The sequence below is a fragment of the Streptomyces sp. NPDC030245 genome (assembly GCF_055572995.1).
This window is the reverse complement of the sequence record NZ_JBVICF010000002.1, coordinates 446,598-473,183: the sequence shown is the minus strand read 5'-3', so window position 1 is coordinate 473,183 and position 26,586 is coordinate 446,598. Positions and strand designations below refer to the sequence as shown.

The window sequence follows — 26,586 nt, the reverse complement described above, 5'->3', positions numbered from 1 at the left end:
CCGACCACGACCGACACCAACTCGCCGTCGAGCACACCGCTGTTGCCGCCATGAGGAGACAGAGACGATGACCCGATCCCTTGTCGAGGATGTCTGGCCGCTGTCGCCGTTGCAGGAGGGGCTGCTGTTCCACGCCGCCTTCGACGGCCAGGGCCCGGACGTCTACCAGGGGCAGCGCATGCTGGAGCTGGTCGGGCCTCTGGACGTGGCACGGCTGCGCGACTCGTGGCAGGCGCTCCTGGCCAGGCACGGTGCGCTGCGGGCGAGCTTCCGGGGCCGCAAGTCCGGGGAGGCGGTGCAGGTCATCGCGCGCGAGGCCGTACTGCCGTGGGACATGGTGGACGCGTCCGGCCTCCCGGAGGACGCCGCACTCGCCGAGACCGAGCGGCTCGCGGCCCGGGAGCGGACGCAACGCTTCGACCCGGCGAACGCCCCGCTGCTGCGCATCCTCCTGGTCCGCATCGGCGAGGAACGGCACCGCCTCGTCGTCACCAGCCACCACGTCGTCATGGACGGCTGGTCCATGGCGGTCCTCTTCAACGAACTGCCCGCCGTGTACGAGGCGGGCGGCCACACCCGCGGCCTGCCCCGCACGACGTCCTACCGCGAATACCTCGCCTGGCTGAACCGGCAGGACAAGGACGCCGCGCGGGCCGCCTGGCGGGCGGAGCTGGCCGGAGCCGACGAGCCGACGCTGGTGGCACCGGCGGACCCGGGCCGGACGCCCGTGCCCCCCGAGAGCCTGATCACCCACGTCTCCGAGGAGCTGACACGCGGCCTCGCGCAGGCCGCCCGCGCCGTCGGAGTCACGGTGAACACGGTGATCCAGGGAGCGTGGGCGCTGGTCCTGGCCCGTCTCGCCGGCCGTACCGACGTCGTCTTCGGCGCCACGGCGGCCGGTCGCCCGGCCGAACTCCCGGGCGTGGAATCGATGATCGGCCTGTTCATCAACACCCTCCCGGTCCGCGTACGTCTCGACGGCGCGCAGCCCGTCGCGGAACTGCTCACCGCCCTCCAGGAGCGCCAGGCCGGCCTCATGGCCCACCAGCACCTCGGGCTGCCCGAGATCCAGCGGCTCGCGGGCCCCGGAGCGGTCTTCGACACGATGGTCGTGTACGAGAACTACCCACGCCCCCCGGAGGAGGAGCCCGCCCCCGGCACCTTCGCCATCCGGTTCCTCGGCGGCGAGGAGGCGGCGCACTATCCGCTCACGCTGGTCGTGGCGCCCGAGGCCGACCGGATGGGCTTCAAGCTCGACTACCGCCCCGACCTGTTCGACCGTGCCGCTGCCCAGTCGGTCGTCGACCGGCTCACGCGGGTCCTCGAACAACTGGTGGCCGATCCGTCGCTGCCGGTGGGACGCGTCGACGTCACGGGCGCGGCGGAACGGTCGCTGGTGGTGGAGGGGTGGAACGCGACACGACGACCGGCACCGTTGGGAACGGTCCCCGAACTGATCGCCCGGCAGGTGGCACACGCTCCGGGCACGGTAGCGGTCGTCGACGGCGAACGGGCCGCTACCTATGCCCAGTTGGACGTGGCGGCGGGCCGTCTGGCGTCGTACTTGGCGGATGTGGGTGTGGGGCGTGGTGATCGTGTCGCGGTGGTGATGGAGCGGTCGGTCGACCTGGTGGTCGCTCTGCTGGCGGTGTGGCGTGTGGGGGCGGCGTATGTGCCGGTGGATGTGGAGTATCCGGCGGAGCGGGTGGCGTTCCTGCTGGAGGACTCGGCGCCGGTGGTGGTCGTGTGCACGGAGGTGTATCGAGAGCTGCTTCCTGCGGGTGCCGGGGCGCGGTTGGTGGTGGTGGACGATCCGGGGGTTCGTGCGGCTGTCGCCGAATGCCCGGCTGGCCGCTCTGTGGTGGGCGTCGGTGCGGATGACGTGGCGTATGTGATGTATACGTCGGGGTCGTCGGGGGTGCCGAAGGGCGTGGCGGTGCCCCACGGCAGTGTCACCGGGCTGGTGGCGGATTCGGGCTGGTCGGTGGGGCCTGGGGATGCGGTGTTGATGCATGCGCCGCATGCCTTTGATGTGTCGTTGTTCGAGGTGTGGGTGCCGCTGGCTGCGGGCGGCCGTGTGGTGGTCGCGGAGCCGGGTGTCGTGGACGCGGGCCGGATTCGTGCGGCAGTGGCGGATGGCGTGTCGGTGCTGCATGTGACGGCGGGGATGTTCCGGGTGCTGGCGGAGGAGTCCCCGGAGTGCTTTGCCGGGTTGGGTGAGGTGTTGACCGGTGGTGATGTGGTGCCGGTCGGTGCGGTGGCGCGGGTGCGTGAGGCCTGCCCGGAGGTGGCGGTACGGCACTTGTATGGCCCGACTGAGATCACCCTCTGCGCGACATGGCATGTCCTGCCCGTCGGCGCGCCCGACCGGCCCGTCCTGCCGATCGGCCGACCGCTCACCAATCGCCACACGTACGTGCTCGACGCCTTCCTGCGTCCGGTACCGCCCGGCGTCATCGGCGAGCTCTACATCGCCGGGTCCGGCCTGGCTCGCGGCTACCTGCGGCGGCCGGCCCTGACGGCGGAACGCTTTGTGGCGTGCCCCTTCGGCGGTGAGGGCGGCGGGCGGATGTACCGGACCGGCGACCTCGTGCGCTGGTCGGCCGAGGGTGAGCTGTTGTTCGTGGGGCGCGCGGACGCGCAGGTCAAGATCCGAGGGTTCCGGGTGGAGCTCGGGGAAGTCGAGTCGGCCCTGGCGGGTCACGAGACCGTGGGCCAGGCGGTGGTCGTGGCCCGCCGGGACACCCCGGGCGGCGAGAAGCGCCTGGTCGGTTACGTCGTGCCCGATGGGCAGAGGGATGCCGATCCCGAGCAGCTGCGGGCGTATGTGGGTGGGGTGTTGCCGGAGTACATGGTGCCGGTGGCGGTGGTGGTTCTGGACGCTTTGCCGTTGACGGTGAACGGGAAGGTGGACCGGGCGGCTCTGCCCGCCCCGGACTTCGCGGAACGCGTGTCGGGGCGTGAGCCGGGCACGGAGGTGGAGCGGGTCCTGTGCGACCTGTTCGCCGAGGTGCTGGGGTTGGAGCGGGTCGGGGTCGAGGACGGGTTCTTCGAGCTCGGCGGCGACTCGATCAGCTCCATGCAGCTGGCGTCCCGGGCCCGCCGCGCCGGGCTCGTCATCACGCCCCGCCAAGTCTTCACGGAGAAGAGCCCGGAACGGCTGGCGCTGGTCGTGGGGGCGGTGGCCGGGCGTGAGGTGCGGCCTGCCGACGTCGGTACCGGTCCGGTTCCGTGGACGCCGGTCATGCGGGCGCTGGGTGAGCGGGCCGCACGGCCGGGCTTCGCGCAGTGGGTGGTGCTGGGGGTCCCGGCCGGACTGGGCCTGGATGTTCTCTCAGCGGGCCTCGCCGCCGTCTTCGATACGCACGACATGCTGCGGGCCCGGACCGTCTCCGGTGAGGCGAAGCTGATCGTGGGTGAGCCGGGGTCGGTCGATGCCGGGTCTCTGATCTCTCGTGTCGACGCGACGGGTGTCACCCCGGACGCGTTGGAGGAGGCCGCGGGGCGGGCCGCGCAGGAGGCGGCGGGGCGGCTGGATCCGGCGTCCGGGGTGATGGTGCGGGCCGTCTGGGTGGACGCGGGACCCGATCGAGCCGGTCAACTCGTGCTCGTAGCACACCACTTGGTGGTGGATGGTGTGTCATGGCGTGTCCTGGTCCCGGACCTGCGGGCCGCGTGCGAGGCGGCGGCCGAGGGGCGTGCACCGAAGCTGGAGCCGGTCGGCACGTCGTTCCGCCGCTGGGCGGAGCTGCTGACCGCACAAGCGGCCGACGAGAGCCGCACCGCGGAGCTGGAGGAGTGGCTGGCCCTGCTGGGCGAGGCCCAACGGCCTATCGGGCAACGGGCGGTCGACCCCGCCGTCGACACCGCCGGAACCCTGCGCCAGCAGATCTGGGTGGTGCCGCCGGAGCAGACCGCAGCCTTGCTGGGCCCGGCATCGGCCGCCTTCCACTGCGGCGTCGACGACGTCCTCCTCGCGGCGCTGACGGCCGCCGTCGCACACTGCTCGCCGCAGACGGCGGCGTCCGGCCTCCTCATCGACGTCGAGGGCCACGGGCGCGAGCCGATCGGCGACGTGGATCTGTCCCGCACGGTGGGCTGGTTCACCAGCGCGCACCCGGTACGGACGGACCCGAGCGGGATCGACCTGGCCCAGGTCCTGGCGGGCGGGCCCGCGGCCGGGGCGCTGCTGAAAAGGGTCAAGGAGCAGCTGCGCGCCGTCCCGGGCGACGGACTCGGCTACGAACTGCTCCGCCACCTCAACCCGGAAACAGCACCCCTGCTGCGCGCCCGCCCCGCCCCCGAAATCGGCTTCAACTACATGGGCCGCTTCACCGCCGACGCACAGCAAGGTGACACCGGCCCCTGGCAGTTGTCGGGCACGACCCCCATCGGCGGCACCGTCGCCCCGGACCTGCCCCTGCCGCACGCCCTGGAGGCGAACGCGTCCGTTCACGACACGGCCGACGGGCCCGCGCTGGAGATCCGCCTCAGCTGGCCGGGCGGAGTGCTGACGCAGGACGAGGCCGAGCAGTTCGGCCGTACCTGGGTGGCGATGCTCGCCGGACTGGCCGCGCACACCACCGCCGACGCCGCGGCGGGCGGGCACACACCCTCCGACTTCCCTCTCCTCGGCGCCGCCCTGACGCAGGCCGACGTCGACAGGGTGGAGGCGGCGGTGCCGGGCCTGGCCGACGTCTGGCCCCTGTCGCCGTTGCAGGCAGGCATGCTGTTCCACGCCACGTACGACCGTGAAGGCCCCGACGCGTACCAGAGTCAGCGTGTGCTCGCCATCGACGGCCCGCTGGACACCCGGCGGCTGCGGACGGCGTGGGAAGCACTGGTCGCCCGGCACGACGCGCTGCGCGCCGGCTTCCACCGTCTCGCTTCGGGTGAGGCCGTGCAGGCAGTGGCCCGGAGCGTCGAACTGCCCTGGCGAGTCGTCGACTTGGCGGGGCTCTCCCGCGAAGACGCCCTCGCCGAAGCGGACCGGCTCGTCGAGAACGAGGCGGCGGAACGGCTGGATCTGACGGTCGCGCCGCTGCTGCGCCTGCTGCTGATCCGCCTGGGTGCGGACCAGCACCGGCTCGTCGTCACCAGCCACCACATCGTGGCCGACGGATGGTCGACGCCGGTCATGCTCAACGAGGTCTCCGCGACCTACGCGGCGGCCACCGCGCTCGGCACTGCCCAAGCGACCGGCACACCGGCACCCCGGCCGGTCTCGTACGGGGACTACCTGTCCTGGCTGGGACGCCAGGACAAGGAGGCCGCGCGGGCCGCCTGGCGGGCGGAGCTCGCCGGGGCCGACGAGCCGACGCTCGTGGCACCCGCCGACCTCGGCGGCGGCCTCGTCCTGTCCGAGGAACGCTCGGTGCGGCTGTCCACGGAGGCGACGCGGGCCGTCACCGCATGGGCCCGTACCCAGGGGCTGACCGTCAACACCGTCGTGCAGGGCGCGTGGGCGCTGGTACTCGCCCGCCTCGCGCGGCGTACGGACGTCGTGTTCGGTACGACGGTCGCGGGACGGCCGCCGGAGATCCCGGGCATCGAGTCGATGATCGGTCTGTTCATCAACACCTTGCCGGTACGCGTACGTCTCGACGGCGCGCAGCCCGTCGCGGAGATGCTCACCGCACTCCAGGAGCGACAAGCCGCGTTACTTCCCCACCAGCACACAGGCCTCGCCGAGATTCAGGCGCTCGGCGGGTCCGGCGCGGTCTTCGACACGATGCTGATGGTCGAGAACTACCCACGGAACACCACGCGGCTCACCGACACCCAAACCACCGTGGACACCGGCACCACCACCCGAACCGACTCCACCGCCACCGCCCCCACACCGGTCACCCTCACCCAGCTCAGCAGTCAGGCGGGCACCCACTACCCGCTGGCCATCGGCGTCGTCCCGGACGACCGCATCGAGGTCAGGGTGACGTACCGGCCGGACGTGTTCGACGGGCGGCGGGCCCTCCAGGTGGGCCGGCAGCTCCTGCGGGTGCTCGAACAGCTCGCGGCCGACCCGGCGCTGCGGGTGAGCGACATCGACGTACTGGAGACGGCCGAGCGCACCTCGGTCGTGGAGCGGTGGAACGACACGGCGGGCCCGGTCCGCGCAGGGACGCTGGGCGCGCTCTTCGACGAGCAGGTGCGCCGCTCCCCGGACGCGCCGGCTGTGATCGGCGCCGAACGGGAGTGGACCTACACGGAACTCGGCCGGGCAGCCGACCGCGTGGCCGATGAGCTGATGACGCGCGGCGTGCGCCGGGGGCACCTGGTCGGCGTGGTCATGGAGCGTTCCGTGGACGTGGTCGCGGTGCTGCTGGGCGTGGTCCGGGCGGGGGCGGCGTTCGTACCGGTCGATCCCGCGTACCCGGTGGAGCGGATCGCGCACGTGCTCGCCGACGCGGACCCCGCGTTGGTCGTGTGCACGACCACGACCGAGCCGGTGATCCCCGCGGGCACCACCCGCTGGGTGCTGGACACCCCGGTGTCCGTCTCCGCGCTCACCCGGAGCGCGACCCGGCCGGCGCGGCCCGCATGCCGCGCGGAGGACCCGGCGTACGTGATCTACACGTCCGGTTCGACGGGCGTGCCCAAGGGTGTGGTCGTCACGCACGGCGGCATCGGCAACCTCGCCACCGGCCAGATCGAACGTTTCGCCGTACGGCCGGACTCCCGTGTCCTGCAACTGGCCTCGTGGAGCTTCGACGCTGCCGTCTCCGAACTGTGCATGGCCCTGCTGTCCGGCGCGGCCCTGGTCGTGGCCGACGGCGACAGGCTGCCGCCGCACGGCAGGCTGGAGGAGGTGGCCGCCGAGTTCGGTGTCACCCACATGACCGTGCCCCCGTCGGTCCTAGGGACCGTGGACGCCCTGCCGGACACCGTGGAGACACTGGTGGTGGCGGGCGAGGAGTGCCCTTCCTGGCTCGCGCGGCGCTGGTCCGACCGGCGCCTGGTCAACGCGTACGGACCCACCGAGGTGACCGTCTGCGCGGCGATGAGTGAACCCTTGCGACCCGCGGCGGGGGAGGACCCCGTGCCGGTCGGCCGCCCCTTGGTCAACACCCGTGCCTACGCTCTCGACGACTTCCTGAAGCCGGTCGCCCCTTGGACCGTCGGCGAGCTGTACGTCGCGGGGCCCGGCCTCGCGCGCGGCTACCTGAACCGGTCCGGGGTGACGGCGGAGCGCTTCGTGGCGTGCCCCTTCGGCGGTGAGGGCGGCGGGCGGATGTACCGGACCGGCGACCTGGTGCGCTGGTCCGCCGAGGGGGAGCTGCTGTTCGTGGGGCGCGCGGACGCGCAGGTGAAGGTCCGGGGGTTCCGGGTGGAGCCGGGCGAGGTCGAGGCCGTACTCGCCGGACACGAGTCGGTCGGTCAGGCCGCGGTGGTGGCGCGCGAGGACCGCCCCGGGGAGAAGCGCCTTGTCGGTTACGTCGCGCCGCACAGCCACGAGGACGTCGACCCCGAGCAGCTGCGGGCGTACGTGGGTGGGGTGTTGCCGGAGTACATGGTGCCGGTGGCGGTGGTGGTTCTGGACGCTTTGCCGTTGACGGTGAACGGGAAGGTGGACCGGGCGGCTCTGCCCGCCCCGGACTTCGGTGAGCGGGTGTCGGGGCGTGAGCCGGGCACGGAGGTGGAGCGGGTCCTGTGCGACCTGTTCGCCGAGGTGCTGGGGTTGGAGCGGGTCGGGGTCGAGGACGGGTTCTTCGAGCTCGGCGGCGACTCGATCAGCTCCATGCAGCTGGCATCGCGGGCCCGTCAGGCGGGCCTGGTCCTCACGCCCCGCCAGGTGTTCGAGGAGAAGACGCCGGAACGGCTGGCGCTCGTCGTGGAGACGGCGTCCCGCGAGGTCGCGGCCGCCGACGTCGGCGTGGGCGAGGTGCCCTGGACACCCGTCATGCGGGCGCTGGGCGACCGCGTCACCGACGCGGAATTCGCGCAGTGGGTGGTGCTGGCCACCCCGGCCGGGCTGCGCCGGGACGTCCTCGCGGCGGGCCTGACCGCCGTACTCGACACGCACGACATGCTGCGGGCCCGCACCGTCCCGGGCGAGCCGAAACTCATCGTCGGCGAGCCGGGATCACCGGACGCCGAGAACCTGATCGTCCGCGTGGACGCGTCGGACACCGGTGCGGACCGCCCGGACCTGGGCGAGCTGGCCCGGTCGGCGGCGGGCCGACTCGATCCGGCGGCGGGCGTGATGCTGCGGGCGGTATGGGTCGACGCCGGCCCCGAACAGGACGGTCAACTGATACTCGCGGCACACCACTTGGTGACGGACGGCGTCTCCTGGCGCGTCCTGGTCCCGGACCTGCGGGCCGCGTGCGAGGCGGCGGCCGACGGGCGGACGCCCCGGCTCGACCCGGTCGGCACGTCGTTCCGCCGCTGGGCGGAGCTGCTGACCGCGCAAGCGGCCGACGAGAGCCGCACCGCGGAGCTGGAGGACTGGCTGACCCTGCTCGGCGACCAGCAACGCCCCATCGGGCGGCGCGCGTTGGACCTCGGCGTCGACACCGCCCGGACCGCGCGCCGCCACACCTGGGTGGTGCCGCCGGAACAGGCCGACGTGCTGCTGGGCCGTACGGCGGCCACCTTCCACTGCGGCGTCGACGACGTCCTGCTTGCGGCACTGACGGGTGCCGTCGCGCACTGCTCGCCGCAGACGGCGGCGTCCGGCCTCCTCATCGACGTCGAGGGCCACGGGCGCGAACCGGTCGGCGACGTGGATCTGTCGCGCACGGTGGGCTGGTTCACCAGCGGGCACCCGGTGCGGACGGACACGGCCGGTATCGCACTGGACCAGGTCATCGAGGGCGGGCCCGCGGCCGGGACGCTGCTGAAGACGGTCAAGGAGCAGCTGCGCGCCGTCCCGGGCGACGGACTCGGCTACGAACTGCTGCGCCACCTCAACCCGGAAACAGCACCCCTGCTGCGCGACCGCCCCGCCCCCGAGATCGGCTTCAACTACATGGGCCGCTTCTCGGCGCGGGCGTCCGCGGCGACGGCCGCGCCCACCGCCTGGCAGTTGCTCGGCGAGACCGCGATCGGCGGCACCGTCGCCCCCGACATGCCCCTGCACCACGCCGTGGACGCCGGGGCCGCGGTGCGCGACACCCAGGAAGGGCCGGAGCTGACGCTCACGCTGAGCTGGGCGGGCGAACTGGTGCCGGAGGCGGAGGCCGAGCGGCTCGGCCAAACCTGGGTGGCGATGCTCGACGGGCTGGCCGCACACACCACCGCCGACCCCGCGGCGGGCGGGCACACACCCTCCGACTTCCCCCTCATGGGCGCCGCCCTGACGCAGGGCGACGTGGAGGACCTGGCTGCCGCCGTGCCGGGACTCGCCGACGTATGGCCGCTGTCGCCTCTTCAGGAAGGCATGCTGTTCCACGCCACCTACGACGAGGACGGCCCCGACGTCTACGAAGGCCAGCGGGCCCTCCGGCTCGACGGCCCCCTGGACCCGGACCGGCTGCGCGACGCGTGGCGGGCCCTGCTGCGCCGGCATCCGACTCTGCGCGCGAGCTTCCACCGCCTGGCCTCGGGCGAGGCGGCGCAGGTCGTGGCGCGGAACGTCGAACTGCCGTGGCGCGAGGCCGACTTGACGGGCCTCACGGAGGGCGAGGCGGAGTCCGAGACCGAGCGCCTCGCCGCAAGCGAACGCGCGGAACGGATCGATGTCACCAAGGCGCCGCTGATGCGGCTGCTCCTGATCCGCCTCGGCGAGAACCGGCACCACCTCGTCATCACCAGCCACCACATCATCATGGACGGCTGGTCCCTGCCCGTCCTGATCGGCGACCTGTCCGCCGCGTACGAGGCCCTGGCGGCGGGCGGCGACGAACGGGACCTGTCGGCGGTGACGTCGTACCGCGAGTACCTGGCATGGCTCGACCGGCAGGACAAGGAGCAGGCGCGGCAGGCCTGGCGCACGGAACTCGCGGGCCTCGACGAGCCGACGCTCGTCGTGCCCGCCGACTCGGTGCGGGTGCCCGTCGTGCCCGACCGGGTGCGCTTCGCGTTCCCCGCCGAGCTGTCGCGGGGCGTCGCCGCACTGGCCCGCGACCGCGGACTGACGGTGAACACGCTGGTGCAGGGCGCGTGGGCGCTGCTGCTCGCCCGCCTCGCCGGGCGGACCGACGTGGTGTTCGGCGCCACCGTGGCGGGGCGGCCCCCCGAGCTGCCGGGCGCGGAAACGGCGATCGGCCTCTTCATCAACACCCTCCCGGTGCGCGTCCGCCTCGACGCCCGGCAGCCGGCCGCCGAGCTGCTGGCCGGGCTCCAGGAACGCCAGGTAGCCCTCATGGCCCACCAGCACGTGGGTCTCTCCGAAATACGCCAACTGGCCGGTCCCGGCGCGGACTTCGACACGCTCGTCGTCTACGAGAACTACCCCCACCCGCCCGCACGTGACACGTCCCCCGAGGCCCTCGCCATCCGCCCCGCGGGCATGCCGCAGGACATGGGCCACTACCCGCTGACCTTCGTCGTCTCACCGGGCGAACGCATGCAGGGCGACTTCGTCTTCCGGCCGGACGTCTGCGACCGCGCCCGCGCCGAGCGCATGGTCGCCTCGCTGGTGCGCATCCTTGAGCAGCTGGTCGCGGATCCGTCGGTGCCCGTGGGCCGGGTCGACGTCGCCGACACCGACGTACGCGACCGGGTCCTGCGCCAGTGGAACACCACAGGAGCGTCGGCGGCCCCGGCGCCGCTCCCGGAGCTCTTCGGCCGGCAGGTGGCGGCATCGCCGGAGGCGGTGGCGCTGGTGTCGGGCGAACAGCGGTTCACATACGGCGAGTTGGGCGGCCGGGTGAGCCGTCTTGCCCGGTATCTGATCGGCGCCGGGGTGGGGCCGGAGGTGCGGGTGGCCGTGGTGGGTGAGCGGTCGGTGGAGCTGCTGGTGTCGCTGCTTGCCGTGTCGGCGGCGGGTGGTGTGTCCGTCCCGGTGGATGCGGGATATCCGGCGGAGCGGGTCGCGTTTGTGCTGGGTGACGCGGGCCCGTCGGTGGTGGTGTGTACGACGGCTTCGCGGGGTGTGGTGCCCGACGCGTTCGCGGGGCGGGTCGTGGTGGTGGACGACCCGGTGGTGGCGGGTGAGGTCGGGCGGCTTCCGGGTGGGCCGGTGCGGGACGCGGAGCGGTCGGTGCCGCTGACGGCCGCCCACGCCGCGTACGTCATCTACACCTCCGGCTCCACCGGCACGCCCAAGGGCGTCGTCGTCACCCACACCGGCCTTGAGAACCTCGCGCGGGCCCAGATCGACCGCTTCGGCGTACGGGCCGACTCGCGCGTGCTGCAATTCGCGTCGCTCAGCTTCGACGCCGCCGTCTCGGAGCTGTGCATGGCGCTGCTCTCGGGCGGGACGCTGGTCGTCGCGGAGGCGGACGAGCTGCCGCCGCGCGTGTCGCTGGACGCGGCCCTCCGGAAGACGCGCGCGACGCATGTGACGGTGCCGCCGAGCGTACTGGCGGCCGAGGACGCCCTGCCGGACGAGCTGGAGACGCTGGTGGTGGCGGGGGAGGCGTGCCCGCCGGCCCTGGTGGACCGGTGGTCGCCGGGCCGGCGCATGGTCAACGCGTACGGGCCGACCGAGACCACGGTCTGCGCGGCGATGAGCGAACCGCTGACGTCCGGCCGTGACACCGTCCCCCTCGGGCGCCCGATGACCGGCGTACAGGTCTTCGTCCTGGACGAGTTCCTGCTGCCAGTACCGCCGGGAGTGACCGGCGAGCTGTACGTGACCGGCGCGGGGCTCGCCCGCGGCTACCTGGCGCGCGCGGGACTGTCGGCCACGCGGTTCGTGGCCTGCCCGTTCGGCGCGGGGGAGCGCATGTACCGCACGGGTGACCTGGCCCGGTGGACCGACCGGGGCGAACTGCGCTTCGTGGGCCGCGCCGACGACCAGATCAAGATCCGCGGCCACCGGATCGAGCCGGGCGAGATCGAGGCGGTCCTTGCCGCGCACCCGGACGTCGAGCAGGCCGCGGTCGTCGCGCGCCGCGACGGTCCCGACGACGCGCACCGCCTGGTGGCGTACGTGGTCACCGACGGCGAGCAGCCACCCGGGCCACCCGGGCCGCCCGGCCCGGCCGGGCTCCCCGAGCTACCAGGGCTCCCCGCGTACGTACGCGAGCGCCTGCCCGACTACATGGTGCCGACCGCCTTCGTCCCCCTGGAGCGGCTGCCCCTCACCCCCAACGGGAAGGTGGACCGGGCCGCCCTGCCCGCCCCCGACTTCGCCGGGCGGGTCACCGGCCGCGCGCCGCGGACGGCGGCCGAGCGGACCCTGTGCGACCTGTTCGCCGAGGTGCTCGGCCTGGACCGGGTCGGCGTCGACGACAGCTTCTTCGAGCTCGGCGGCGACTCGATCATGTCGATGCAGCTCGCGTCACGGGCGCGCCGGGCAGGGCTGACGCTCACCTCGCGGCAGGTGTTCGACGAGAAGACCCCCGAGCGCCTCGCGCAGGTGGCGGTGGCCGCCGAACCGGAGGCCGCACCCGACGACATCGGCGTCGGAGAGGTGCCCTGGACCCCCGTGATGCACGCCCTGGGCGAACGGGCGACGAGGCCCGCGTTCGCGCAGTGGGTGGTCGTCGGCGCCCCGGCCGCGCTCGGCCTCGACGTCCTCTCGGCAGGCCTCGCCGCCGTCCTGGACACGCACGACATGCTGCGCGCCCGGACCGTGCCCGGCGAGCCGAAGCTGCTCGTCGGGGAGCGGGGCTCGGTCGACGCGGCGGCCCTCGTGGCCCGCGTCGACGCGACGACCGTCACCGCCGACGCCCTGGACGAGGTCGCGGGCCGGGCCGCGGCGGAAGCGGCGGGACAACTCGACCCGGCCGCCGGGCTGTTGGCCCGGGCCGTGTGGGTCGACGTGGGCCCCGGCCGCACCGGCCGCATCGTGCTGGTCGTGCACCACCTCGTCGTCGACGGCGTGTCGTGGCGCGTCCTCGTGCCCGACCTGCGCGCCGCGTGCGAGGCGGCGGCCGCGGGCCGCGCCCCCCGCCTCGAACCCGTCGGCACGTCGTTCCGCCGCTGGGCGGAGCTGCTGGCCGCGGAGGCCGTCGACGAACGGCGGGTCGCGGAGACGGACGACTGGCTCGCCCTGCTGGGCAAGGACGAACAAGCCGTCGCCACCCGGGCGTTGGACCCGGCCGTCGACACCGTGCGCACCCTGCGCCACCGCTCGTGGACCGTGCCCGCCGAGCACGCGGCCACCCTCGTGGGCCGCACGCCCACCGCCTTCCACTGCGGCGTCGACGACGTGCTCCTCGCGACCCTCGCGGGCGCGGTCGGGCAGTGGCGGCCGGAGACCGCGTCCGGCCTCCTCGTCGACATCGAGAGCCACGGCCGCCGGCCCCTCGGCGACGTCGACCTGTTGCGCACGGTGGGCTGGTTCACCGGAGTGCACCCGGTGCGACTTGAGGTGACCGGCGCCGACCTGGACGCCGCTAGGGCCGGCGGGCCCCCTGCCGGTACGTTGGTGAAGGCCGTGAAGGAGCAGGCCAGGGCGGTGCCCGGCGACGGACTCGGCCATGAACTGCTGCGCCGGCTCAACCCCGCGACACGCCCCGTGTTCGAGGCCGCGCCGGCCGCGCAGATCGGCTTCAACTACCTGGGCCGGTTCGCCGCGGGCGGCGGCCGCGCCGCGGGCGAGCCGGGGCCGTGGGAGATGGCCGGTGAGACCGCGATCGGCGGCTCGGTGGACCCGGACATGCCCGCCACCCACGTACTGGACGCGAGCGCCGTGGTCAGGGACACCGCCGACGGACCCGCACTGACCATCACGCTGAGCTGGGCGAGCCGGCTGCTGGAGGAGGCCGACGCCGAACAGCTCGGCCGGGCCTGGCTGGCGATGCTGGCCGGCCTCGCGGACCACACCGCCGACCCCACGGCAGGCGGACACACACCATCCGACTTCCACCTCCTCAACCTCGCACAACACCAGATCGAGGAACTCGAAGCCGGATTCGCCGGCGAGAAGCCATGGCCCACAGCCACCAGCCGTTATGAGGAGACAGACCGATGACGACCCGACCCCGATCCCTCGTCGAGGACGTGTGGCCCCTCTCGCCGTTGCAGGAGGGGATGCTCTTCCACGCCTCCTACGACGACCAGGGCCCGGACGTCTACACCGTGCAGTCGGCGCTGGACATCGACGGGCCCGTGGACACGGATCGGCTGCGGGTGTCGTGGGAGGCGCTGCTGGCCCGGCACGCCGCGCTGCGGGCCTGCTTCCGCCCGGTGACCGGCGCCCGGATGGTGCAGGTCATCCCCCGCGAGGTCGCGCTGCCCTGGCACGAGGCGGACGTCAGCGGGCTCGTGGAGCCCGAGGCCCTCGCCGAGATCGACCGCCTCGCGGCCCGCGAACGCGCCCAGCGGTTCGACCTCGCCGTCCCGCCGCTCCTTCGGCTCCTGCTCGTACGGCTCGGCGACCGACGGCACCGCCTCGTCGTGACGCTCCATCACATCCTGCTCGACGGCTGGTCGATGCCCGTCCTCCTGAACGAGCTCTCGCAGGTGTACGAGGCCGACGGCGACGCCTCCGTCCTCGGGCGCGTGGCACCCTACGGCGAGTACGTGGCGTGGCTGGCCCGCCAGGACAAGGACGCGGCCCACGCCGCCTGGCGGGCCGAGTTCGCGGGCGCCGACGGATCGACGCTCGTCGCGCCGGCGGACCCGGGCCGCGCCCCGGTCCTGCCCGACCACGTCCTCACCGACCTCCCGCGGGAACTCACCGCCGGACTCGTCGAGTTGGCGCGTGGTCGCGGCCTGACCGTCAACACCGTCGTGCAGGGCGCGTGGGCGCTGGTCCTGGCCCGTCTCGCCGGGCGCACCGACGTCGTCTTCGGCGCGACCGTCGCGGGCCGCCCCGCGGAGCTGCCGGGCGTGGAGTCGATGGTCGGCCTGTTCATCAACACGCTTCCCGTACGCGTACGCCTCGACGGGGCACAGCCCGTGGCCGAACTCCTGGCGGGCCTGCAAGAGGCCCAGTCCGGGCTGATCGCCCACCAGCACGTCGGACTCGCCGAGGTCCAGAAGCTCGTCGGGCCCGCCGCGGTCTTCGACACGCTCGTCCTGTACGAGAACTACCCGCTGCCGCCCGCGGGACCCGAACCCGGCCCGGACACCGTGACCATCAGGCCGTCGGGGGCGTCCCGCGACGCCTCGCACTATCCGCTCACCCTGGTCGCCGTGCCGGGCGGCGACCGCATGCGCTTCAAGCTGGACCACCGGCCCGACCTGTTCGACCGGGCCGCCGCCGAGTCCGTCGTCCAGCGGTTCGTACGCGTCCTTGAGCAGGTCGTGGCCGACCCGTCCGTCCGCGTCGGCGACATCGACGTACTGGAACAGGCCGAGCGGACCTCGGTGGTCGAGGAGTGGAACGCGACCGGCCGCCCCCTGTCGGCGGGCTCGGTCATAGAGGCGTTCGAGGGGCACGCCCGCCGGGCACCGGACGCGGCAGCCGTGCGGTGCGGCGAAGACGCCCTCACCTACCGCGAGGTGGAGGAGCGGGCGAACCGGCTCGCCCGGCACCTGACCCGGCTCGGCGTCGGCCGTGAACACCGCGTGGGCCTCTGCCTGCCGCGCGGCACCGACATGATCGTGGCGGAGCTCGCGGTGTGGAAGGCGGGCGGCGCCTTCGTACCGCTCGACCCCGACCACCCCGCCGACCGGCTCGGCTACATGATCGCCGACAGCGGCACCGACGTCGTCCTGGCCACCGGCGCCGCCGTCGCCGGAGTACCCGTCGGCGCCGCCCGGGTCGTCCTCGTCGACGAGCCGGAGACCGCGCGGACCATCGCGGCGGAGCCCGCGACCCCGCTGGGCGCCCCGGTCGCCACCGACCAACTCGCCTACGTCATCTACACGTCCGGCTCGACGGGCCGCCCCAAGGGCGTCGCCCTCGCCCACCGCGGCGTGCTGAACCTCGCCGAGGCGATGCGGCCCGCGCTGGACCTGCGCGACGGCGTCGTGATGCTCCAGTTCGCGTCCTTCAGCTTCGACGGAGCGGTCCTGGACGTCGCCGTCACCCTGGCGGCCGGCGGCACGCTCGCCATCGCCTCCGCGGAGCAGCGCACCGAGCCCGCCGCGCTGGCGGACATGATCCGCACGGCCGGTGTCGAGGCCGCCAGCGTCGTGCCTTCGGTGCTGCGCGCCCTGGACCCCGACACGGTCCCCGGCGTACGGAACTGGGTCCTCGGCGGCGAGTGGCTGACCGCCGACCTCGCGAGCCGGTGGACGGCGCGGGCCCGGGTGTGGAACACCTACGGGCCCACCGAGGCCACCGTGATGGCGACCGTCGGGCGGGTCGACGAGGGCATCAAACCGGTGGACGCCCCACCGGCCATCGGCCGCCCGCTGGGCAACATGCGGACCTACGTCCTCGACGGGTTCCTGCGTCCGGTGCCCCCGGGCGTGACCGGTGAGCTGTACGTCGCTGGGCCGGGCGTCGCGCGCGGCTACGTGGGGCGGCCCGACCTCACGGCGGAACGCTTCGTGGCCTGCCCCTTCGGGGACGCGGGGCGCATGTACCGCACCGGGGACCTGGCCCGCTGGACCGCCGACGGACAGCTGTCGTTCGCCGGGCGCGCGGACGAGCAGGTGAAGCTGCGCGGCTTCCGCATCGAGCCGGGCGAGGTCGAGGCCGTCCTCGCCGGCCACGCGGCCGTGCGCGAGGCGGCGGTGATCGCCCGCGAGGATCTGCCGGGCGACAAACGCCTCGTGGCGTACGTCGTCCCGGCGGCGGACGCCCCACACCCCGGGCAGGGGCAGGGTCCCGCCGTCGACACCGAGGCCCTGCGCGCCTTCGCCGCCACCCGGCTCCCCGAGTACATGGTCCCGGCCACGGTGGTCGTCCTCGACGCACTGCCCCTCACCGTCAGCGGAAAGCTCGACCGCTCCGCGCTGCCCGCCCCCGAACTCGCCGTGCCCGGCGGCCGCGACCCGCGGACGCCCGTCGAGGCCGTCCTGTGCGACCTGTTCGCCGAGGTGCTCGGCGTCGAACGGGCCGGTGCCGAGGACTCGTTCTTCGCGCTCGGCGGCGACTCGATCTCGTCGATGATGCTGGTGTCCGGCGCCCGGCGCGCGGGCCTCGCGATCATCGCCCGGCAGGTCTTCGAGCACCGCACCCCGGCGGCCCTGGCACTGGTCGCCGTACCGTCCGCCGGCGCCGGCAGCGACGGCGACGGCGGCGACTCCGGCATCGGCGAGGTGCCGCTCACGCCGGTGATGCACGAACTGCTCGACCGGGTCGGCGTCGACGCGGTGGGCCGCGTCGTCCAGTCCGCCGTGGTCGAGGCCCCCGCGGGCCTGCGCACCGAAACCCTGGCCGACGCGGTCCGGGCGCTGGTCGACCACCACGACGCGCTGCGGGCCCGCCTGGAGACCGGACCGGAGCGCCGCCTCGTGGTGTCCGCGCCCGGCACCGTGCCCGCCGGATCGTTCGTCCGCCGCTTCGACGCGACCGGTACGGACCCCGACGACCTGCCGCGGACGATCGCCGAGGAGACCCGGGCCGCCGTGGAGCGGCTCGACCCGCGGGCCGGCGTCATGGTGCAGGTGGTCTGGCTCGACCTGGGCCCGGACACCGCGGGACGCCTCGTCCTGGTCGTCAACCACCTCGTGATGGACGCCGTGTCCTGGCGGATCCTGCTGCCCGACCTGGAGGAGGCGTGCGCCGCGACGGTCGCGGGCCGCACGCCCGAACCGGCGCCGGTGCCCACCTCGTTCCGGCACTGGGCGCGCACCCTTGCGGCACAGGCGACGGACGCCGCACGCGCCGCGGAGCTCGACGCGTGGACCGAGCTGCTCCAGGGGCCCGATCCGCAGCTCACCGCCCTGCCCATGGACCCGGCCCTCGACCTCGCCGACACCGTGCGGCGGGTGTCGGTGACCGTCTCCGCCGACGTCACGTCGGCGCTCCTGACCGGCGTACCCGAGGCGTTCCACGCGGGCGTCGACGACGTGCTCCTGACCGGGCTCGCCGCCGCCGTCGCCGAGTGGTGCGACGGCGGCACGCCGGATGGCGGGTTCCTCGTGGACGTGGAGGGCCACGGCCGCGAAACCCTGACCGACACCATGGACCTCTCGCGCACCATCGGCTGGTTCACCGGCACCCACCCGGTCCGCATCGACGCCGGCCTCACCGACGCCGACGACCTCGAAGACCTCCGCGACGGCGGCCCGGCCGCGGGCGACGCCGTGAAACGCGTCAAGGAACAACTGCGCGCGGTGCCCGGCGACGGGCTCGGCCACGGCCTGCTGCGCCGGCTCAACGCGGAGACCGCCGCCGGGCTCGCGGCCCTGCCCACCGCCCGGATCGGCTTCACCTACCTCGGCCGGATCCCCGGCGGCGCGCCGGACGACACCGGGCAGGCACCGGCGGGCGACCCCGCGGGCGGCCGGTTCCCCGTGGCGCATCCGCTGGAGGTCACCGGCGTGGTCCACGACGCCGCCGGCGGGCCGCGGCTCACGCTGAGCCTGGCCTGGCCGCGGCGGCTGCTCGACGAGACGGCGGCACGGGCGCTGGTCGACGCCTGGGCGGCGATGCTGACCGGCCTGGCCGCGCACGTCGACGAACCCACCGCGGGCGGCCACACCCCCTCCGACTTCCCGCTGGTCACCCTCGACCAGGCACAGATCGAGAAGCTGGAGACGGCAGCCCCGGACCTGGTGGACATCTGGCCGCTCTCACCGTTGCAGGAAGGCCTCCTCTTCCACGCCCTGTTCGACCGGCAGAGCACCGACGTGTACGTCGAGCAGATGATCGTCGGCCTCGAAGGGCCGCTCGACACGGCACGCCTGCGCGCATCCTGGCAGGCGCTCCTCGACCGGCACGCCAGCCTGCGCGTGGGCTTCCGCCAGGTGGCGGGATCCGGTCAGTCCGTGCAGGTCGTCGCCGACCGCGCGACGCTGCCGTGGCGCGAGGAGGACCTCTGCGGGCTCGACGAGGACGCGGCGTGGGAGGAGTCCGAGCGGATCGGCAAGGAGGAGCGGGCCAAGGGCTTCGACCTGGCCAAGCCGCCCCTCGTGAAGGTGCTCCTCGCCCGGATCGGTGAGGACCGCTACCGCATGATGGTGACGCTCCATCACATCGTCCTCGATGGCTGGTCGTTGCCGGTCCTGCGGCGCGAGCTGTGGGCGTGCTACGAAGCCGGCGGCACCGCGGCGGGCCTCCCGCCCGTGACGCCCTACCGCGCCTACCTCGCCTGGCTGGCGGAGCAGGACAAGGAAGCGGCCCAGGAGGCCTGGCGGGCGGAGCTGGCAGGCACGGACGAGCCGACACAGGTCGTCCCCATGGCGCCGGGCGCGGTCGCGGGGACGGACCCGAACGCGACGTCCGGCGAGGTCTTCGCCGTGGCGGGCCCCGTCCTCGACCGTGCGCTCGGCGAGCTGGCCCGCGCCCGCGGCGTCACCCTGAACACGGTCGTGCAGACCGCGTGGGCGCTGGTCGTCGGCCAGCTGGCGGGGCGCCAGGACGTGGTGTTCGGCGCCTCCGTGGCCGGGAGGCCCGCGGACCTGCCCGGCATGGAGAACATGCTCGGGCTGTTCATCAACACCGTCCCCGTACGCGTGCGGTTCGACCCGGCGACGACCGTCGCCGACGTCCTCACGGACGTACAGAACCGGCAGTCCGCCCTGATGGACCACCAGTACCTGAGCCTGGGCGACATCCAGCGCGTGGCCGGGCGCGGAGCGACGTTCGACACCCTCATGGCGTTCGAGAGCTTCCCCACCGGGATGGACGCGTCGACGGAGGACGACGGGAGCACCCGCGAGCCGGGCCCGGCCGGAGTGGAGCTCACCGAGGCCGGCATGCGCGAGTCCATCAACTACCCGCTCGGCCTGGTGGTCGACCCCCTCAACGGGCTGCGGATGCGGCTCACCCACCGACCGGACGCCTTCGACGAGGAGGCCGCCCGAGCCCTCCTCGACCGGCTGCTGCGCGCCCTGCGACAGATGGCCGCCGACCCGCAGGCACCCGTCGGCAGGCTCCAGCTCTCCGACGCCGCGGAACGCACCCGTGTCCTGGAGACCTGGAACACCACGGACGTCTCCCACCCGGACACCTCCGTCCCCGAACTGTTCGCCGCGCACGCGGTGCGCTCGCCGGAGGCGTTGGCGGTGCGGTGCGGCGGGGACGCCTTGTCGTACGGGGAGTTGGAGGCGCGGGCGAACCGTCTGGCGCGGTACCTGATCGGGCTCGGGGTCGGTGCTGAGTCGCGTGTGGGGCTGTGTCTGCCGCGCGGGGTCGACATGGTGGTGGCGGAGCTCGCGGTGTGGAAGGCGGGTGGCGCGTTCGTTCCGCTGGACCCCGAATACCCGGTGGACCGGTTGTCGTTCATGGTGGCCGACAGTGGTGCGGCCGTCGTGCTGGGCGTCGCGGAGAGCCTGGCCGAGGTGACGCTCGGCAACGCACGGGCCGTACCGCTGGACGCGGCGGACACCGCGCAGGCCCTGGCGGCCGAGTCCGCCGAACCGCTGAGCACGCCCACCGGACCGGACCGACTCGCCTACGTGATCTACACGTCGGGCTCCACGGGCCGCCCCAAGGGCGTCGCGGTGGCGCACGGTGGCGTGGCGAACCTGGCGGCGGCGATGCGTCCGGTCCTCGGCGTGGCCGAGGGCACCACGGTCCTCCAGTTCGCGTCGTTCAGCTTCGACGCGGCGGTGCTGGACGTGGCGGTGACGCTGGCCGGCGGCGGCACGTTGGCGATCGCCTCGTCCGAGGAGCGCGCGGAGCCTTCGGCGCTGGCGGACATGGTCGAGTCGGCCGGGGTGAGCACGGCCAGCGTCGTGCCCTCCCTGCTCACGATGCTCGACCCCGCCTCCGTCCCCGGAGTGCGGAACTGGGTACTCGGCGCCGAGCTGATGACCGCCGGCCTCGCCGCCCGCTGGACGACGCAGGCGCGCGTGTGGAACACCTACGGCCCCACCGAAGCCACCGTCATGGCGACCGCAGGACCCGTCGACGAGAACATCAGGCCGCAGGACAAGCCCCCCGCCATCGGGCGTCCGCTGGACAACGTACGGACGTACGTCCTTGACGGCTTCCTGCACCCCGTCCCGGCCGGGGCGACGGGCGAGCTGTACGTCGCGGGGCCGGGCGTGGCCCGCGGCTACGTGGGACGGCCCGACCTGACGGCGGAACGCTTCGTGGCGTGCCCCTTCGGGGACGGCGGCCGGATGTACCGCACCGGTGACCTCGCCCGCTGGACCGCCGACGGACAGCTGTCGTTCGTCGGCCGGGCCGACGAGCAGGTGAAGGTCCGCGGCTTCCGCGTCGAGCCGGGCGAGGTCGAGGCGGCGCTCGCGGCACACCCCGGCGTACGGCAGGCCGCGGTGATCGCCCGCGAGGACCGCCCCGGCGACAAACGCCTCGTCGGCTACGTCGTGCCGGAGTCCGAGGATCTGGAGATCCAGTCCGTCCACGACCACCTGGCGAAGGAGCTGCCCGAGTACATGCGGCCCGCCTCCGTGGTGGTCCTGGAGACGCTGCCGCTCACCAGTAACGGCAAGGTCGACCGCGCGGCGCTGCCCCGGCCCGACTTCGCGGGACGCATCTCGGGCCGGGAGCCGGAGACCGAGCTCGAAGCGACCCTGTGCGCGCTGTTCGCCGAAGTCCTCGGCCTGGAGCGGGTCGGCGTCGACAACAACTTCTTCGACCTCGGCGGCGACTCGGGCCTCGCGATGCGCCTCTCCGCGCGGATCCGCGAGGAGCTCGGCCTCGAACTGAGCATGCGGCGGTTCTTCGGCGAGTCCACTCCGCTGGGCGTGGCCCGGATGCTGACGTCGAAGGAGCTGCCGGAGCTGCGGCCGGTCGACCACCCCGACGAGATCCCCGTCACCGCGGGGCAGCTGCGCACCTGGCGGCTCGCCGAGGCCAACCCCGGCTCCGCCGCACAGCGGACCTCGATCGCGCTGCGCCTGGGCGGCAGGCTCGACCGGGAGGCCCTGGAGGCCGCGCTGGGAGACGTCGCGGCACGCCACGACATCCTGCGGACGACGTTCGCCGGAAGCGGCGACGAAGGGGTGCACCAGAGGGTCCTGGCCGCCGAAGCCGCCCGGCCCGCCCTGCCCGTCACCTCCGCGACCGAGGACGACCTGCCGGGTCTCCTCGCCGACCACGCCGCGCACGAGTTCGACCTCGCCCGGGAAACCCCCTGGACGGCGCGGCTGTTCGCGCTCGCCGAGACCGACCACGTGCTGCTCCTCGTCGTGCACCGCATCGCCACGGACGACGCGTCGCTGATCGTCCTGGTCCGCGACCTGGCGGCCGCGTACGGCGCACGCAGGGAGGGCCGCACGCCCGAACGCGCCCCGCTGCCGCTCCAGTTCGCCGACTACGCGCTCTGGGAGCAGGAGATGCTCCGGGACGAGGAGGACCGCGACAGTCTGATCGGCGAGCAGTTCGCCTACTGGAAGAAGGCCCTGGCGGACGCCGCCGCCGAACTGGAGCTGCCGGCCGACAGGCCGCGGCCGCCCCAGCCGTCCCACCGCGCCGACGAGGTGCCGCTGGCCCTCGACAGCGCCACGCACATCCGGCTCACCGAGATCGCCGAGGCCGACGGCGCGACGTTCTTCATGGTCGTGCAGGCCGCGCTCGCACTGCTCCTCACCGGGCTCGGCGCCGGCACCGACGTCACGCTGGGCACGGTGCTGCCGCGCCGGGACGAGGAAGGCGACCTGGACGGCCTCGTCGGCCCGTTCGCCGATCCGCTGGCCCTGCGCACGGACACCTCCGGCGACCCCACGTACCGCGAACTGCTGCGGCGCGCACGCGACACCTACCAGCGCGCGGTCCAGAACCCCGACGTGCCCTTCGGCCGGCTCGTGGACGCGCTGTCGCTGCCCGCCGCGGGCCATCACCCCGTCTTCCAGGCGGTGCTCGAAATCCTCGGCGACTCCGCCGAGATGTGGGAGTCGCCGGAGCTGCCGGGCCTGCGCACCACCCGTCTGCCCGTGGGGACACCGGCGGCCGAGGCCGACCTCGTGGTCGGTCTCACCGAACGGCACGGCTCCGACAGCGGCCCGAACGGCGTCGACGGCACGATCCGCTACGCCGCCGAACTGTTCGACCGGACCACCGCCACCGCACTCGCCCAGCGGCTCACCCGCGTCCTCCGGCAGGTCGCGGACGACCCCGAACTGCGGCTGAGCCAGGTGGACCTCCTCTTGGACGAGGCGGAGCGCCGCCAGGTGCTGGAGACCCACGACGCCACGGCGGCGCGGGTCCCGGACGGAACCGTCGTCGAACTGCTCGCCGAGCAGGCGGCGCTGGCTCCCGACGCCGTCGCCGTCATGGACCACGACGGGCTGCTCACGCACGGCGCGCTGGACGACGCGTCCGGCCGGCTCGCCCGGCGCCTCACCGAGCGGGGCATCGGCGCCGAGGACGTGGTGGTCCTCGCGCTGCCGCCCACCACCGGCCTCGTCGTCGCGCTGCTCGGCGTGCTCAGGTCCGGTGCCGCCTGCCTGATCGCCGACCCGAACCGGCCCATGGAGGACGTCGCCTCCTGCCTGCGGCAGGTCACCCCCGCCGCCCTGGTCTGCGCGACGGCCATGGCGCCGCTGCTCGGCGACGGCGTGACGGTGCCCGTCCTGCTGCTCGACGACCCGCGGCTCGCCGCCACCAACGGCGCACCCGCACCGGCCGGTTCACCACTGGCGCCGCCCCTGCCCCGGCAGGCGGCACTCGTGCTCGGCGCCACGGCGGCGGACAGCGCCGACGGGACCGTCGCGGCCGCCGTCGTCGAGCACCGCACCCTCGTCGACCACGCGGTGCACCACCAGCACGCCGCCCCCGCACACCACGGGGTGACACTCCTCGACGTACGGGCCCCGGTGTCCGCACTGCTGACACCGCTGCTCTCCGCCCTGTGCGCGGGCGGCGGCGTACGCCTCGGCATCCCCGGCGCGGACGCCGCGCCGACCGCGGGTCCCGGCGGGGCACAACACCTCGTCACCGCGCGGGAGTTGCTGGCGACCGCGCCGGACAGGGCGGCCGGTGAGGCGCCGTTCGCGGAGGTGACCGTGGTCGACACCGGCGGCCCCGCGGCCGTCGACGACACCCGGGCCTGGCTCGCGGACCACCCCGGCACCACCCTCGTCAGCGCCCACGGCGCCGCGGAGACCGGTGGCCCCTGGCTCGGCCACCGGACCGGGCCGGGCGAGAACCCGCCCGACCTCGCGCCCGCCGGGCGGCCCGTGCCCAACACCCGCGCCCTCGTCCTCGACGACTTCCTGCGACCGGTCCCGCCGGGCGCCACGGGAGACCTGTACGTCGCCGGCTCGTCCCTCGCCCGCGGCTACGCCGACGCGCCGGGGCAGACCGGTGCACGGTTCGTCGCCTGCCCGTTCGGGACCGGGGGCGAACGGATGCTGCGCACGGGCGAACGCGCCAGGCGGACCGCCGACGGCCTCCTCGCGCTCCGCGGCAAGGGCCGCGAAGAAGCCCGCACCGCCGGGCGGCGCGCGGGCGGCGACCACGGCGACCTGGAGATGCTGCTGCCGCTGCGCCCCAAGGGCAGCCTGCCGCCGCTGTTCTGCATGCACACCGGTACCGGACTGAGCTGGGCGTACGCCGCCCTGCTGCGGCACCTGCCGCAGGACCGGCCCGTGTACGGCGTGCAGGCCCGCGGACTCGCCGTACCGGAACCGCTGCCGCGGAGCCTCGCGGAGATGGCGGCCGACTACGCGGAGCGGATCAGGACCGTCCAGCCCACCGGCCCCTACCACCTGCTCGGCTGGTCCCTCGGCGGCCTCATCGCCCAGGCGGTCGCCACCCACCTGGAGGAGCAGGGCGAACGGGTCGAACTCCTCGCGGTGATCGACGGCTACCCCGAGGGGTTCGGCGGAGCCCAGTACAGCAACGTCGAACCCGAGGCCGGACAGGACGACACGTCCACGCCCAGGGCGAGCGACCTCGGGCTGCCGCCCGACGAGAACATCGGCCAGGACATGGACGAAGGACTCCGGGCGAACATGCGCCAGGTCATCGACAACGTGGGACGGCTCACCCCGCACCACACGCCCCGCCGCTTCGAGGGCGACCTGCTGCTCTTCGTCGCGGCCGAGGACCGGCCCGCGGACACCCCGGCAGCCGTCTCCGGCGAGAGCTGGCGGCCGTACATCGGCGGCGACATCGAGTCCCACGAAATCGCCGCCAGCCACTACACCATGCTGCAACCCGCGCCTTCGGCACGGATCGGAGGAGTCGTCGCGGACAAGCTCAGGGCCGCGGCCGACAACGAAAAGGAGTGACTCCGGAAGGAGTGAGGAGGAACAAATTCCCGGTCGGGACCGCAGCGCTCCGGGAACCGGAAATCGCCACGGATTTCACAGGGCGAAAGGGACCCTGCATGTCGAAGGCAGTGAGCACCTCCGCGCACACCCGCAGGAACGGGATAGAACCCGTGCCCGAACTGACGGAACTCGGCGCCCGCACACCGCTCGTCGAACTGGACACCGGCGGGCGCGCCCCGGCCCGCCACTGGCTCGCCACCGGCTACGACGAGGTGCGGGCGATCCTCGGCGACGACCGGTTCAGCATGCTGCCGCCCGACGACGGCAGGGGCGGCGGGAAACCGCAGATCGAGGTCGGCAACCTGCGCCAGTACGACCCGCCCGAGCACACCCGGCTGCGCAGGATGCTCACCCCCGAGTTCACCCTCCGGCGCATCCGCAGGCTGGAACCCTTCATCGAGGAGACCGTGGCGCACTGCCTCGACGCGCTGGAGGGCGCGGGACAACCCGCCGACCTCGTGCGCCACTTCGCCTGGCCCATCCCGGGCCTGGTGGGCAGCGCACTGCTCGGCGTGCCCCGCGACGACGCGGCCGAACTGGCCCGCAACCTGAACATCAGCAGGACGGGCACCGGCTTCGGCCGGCACACCAGCCGCGAGCAGCGCGAGCGGCAGCGGGCGGCCGTGAACGCCTACATGGTCTACATGCGCAGGCTCGTCCGGCAGAAGCGCCGCGACCCCGGCGACGACCTGCTGGGCATGGTGATCGGCCGGCACGGCGCGGAGCTCACCGACGAGGAGCTGACGGGCATGGCCGCCGCCATCATGGGCTCCGGCCTCGAGGACATCGGCGGCATGCTCGGCCTCGGCCCGCTGGCCCTGCTCGACCACCCCGACCAGCTGGCCCTGCTCCAGGAGCGGCCGGAGCTGATCACCTCGGCGGTGGAGGAGCTCATCCGCTACGTCTCGTCCGTGCAGAACGCCACACCCCGCACCGCCCTGGTGGACGTGACCGTCGGCGGGCACCTGATCCGGGCCGGCGAGTCCGTGATCTGCTCCCTGCTCGCGGTGAGCCGCAGCCCGGTGGACGGCGTGCCGCAGGACACCCTCGACATCACCCGCGACAACTCCGGACACCTCGCCTTCGGGCACGGCGTCCACCACTGCCTGGGCGCCGTACTGGCCCGCGTCGAGCTGCGCATCGCGATCGCGGCCCTGTTCCAGCGGTTCCCCACATTGAGCGTCGCGGTACCCGCGGAGGAAATCCGCTTCCGCACCTGGACACCGAACTATGGAATAGACGAACTCCTCGTCTGCTGGTGAGCGTTGGACATCCTTG

The 26,586-nt window shown here is 73.9% G+C and carries 3 protein-coding genes; all 3 read left to right on the top strand.

The features are described 5' to 3' along the window. Positions 1-67: 67 nt before the first annotated feature. Positions 68-14,029, top strand: coding sequence for an amino acid adenylation domain-containing protein (locus tag ACZ4Z4_RS06660; protein ID WP_468323131.1), 13,962 nt, complete (start codon positions 68-70; stop codon positions 14,027-14,029). Further along, positions 14,026-25,266 carry an amino acid adenylation domain-containing protein gene (locus ACZ4Z4_RS06655; RefSeq protein WP_468323129.1) on the top strand — a complete coding sequence of 3,747 codons (11,241 nt, stop codon included), beginning with the start codon at positions 14,026-14,028 and terminating at the stop codon, positions 25,264-25,266. The genes ACZ4Z4_RS06660 and ACZ4Z4_RS06655 overlap by 4 nt, the downstream gene beginning before the upstream one ends. Before the next feature lie 98 nt (positions 25,267-25,364). Further along, entirely contained in the window at positions 25,365-26,570 is a 1,206-nt protein-coding gene (locus tag ACZ4Z4_RS06650; RefSeq protein WP_468323126.1) for a cytochrome P450, read from the top strand. Positions 26,571-26,586: the final 16 nt, after the last annotated feature.

Excerpts from the sequence above, each read along its gene's own strand:
- ACZ4Z4_RS06660 (WP_468323131.1), top strand. The coding sequence starts at position 68 with ATGACCCGATCCCTTGTCGAGGATGTCTGGCCGCTGTCGCCGTTGCAG.
- ACZ4Z4_RS06655 (WP_468323129.1), top strand. The coding sequence starts at position 14,026 with ATGACGACCCGACCCCGATCCCTCGTCGAGGACGTGTGGCCCCTCTCG.
- ACZ4Z4_RS06650 (WP_468323126.1), top strand. The coding sequence starts at position 25,365 with ATGTCGAAGGCAGTGAGCACCTCCGCGCACACCCGCAGGAACGGGATA.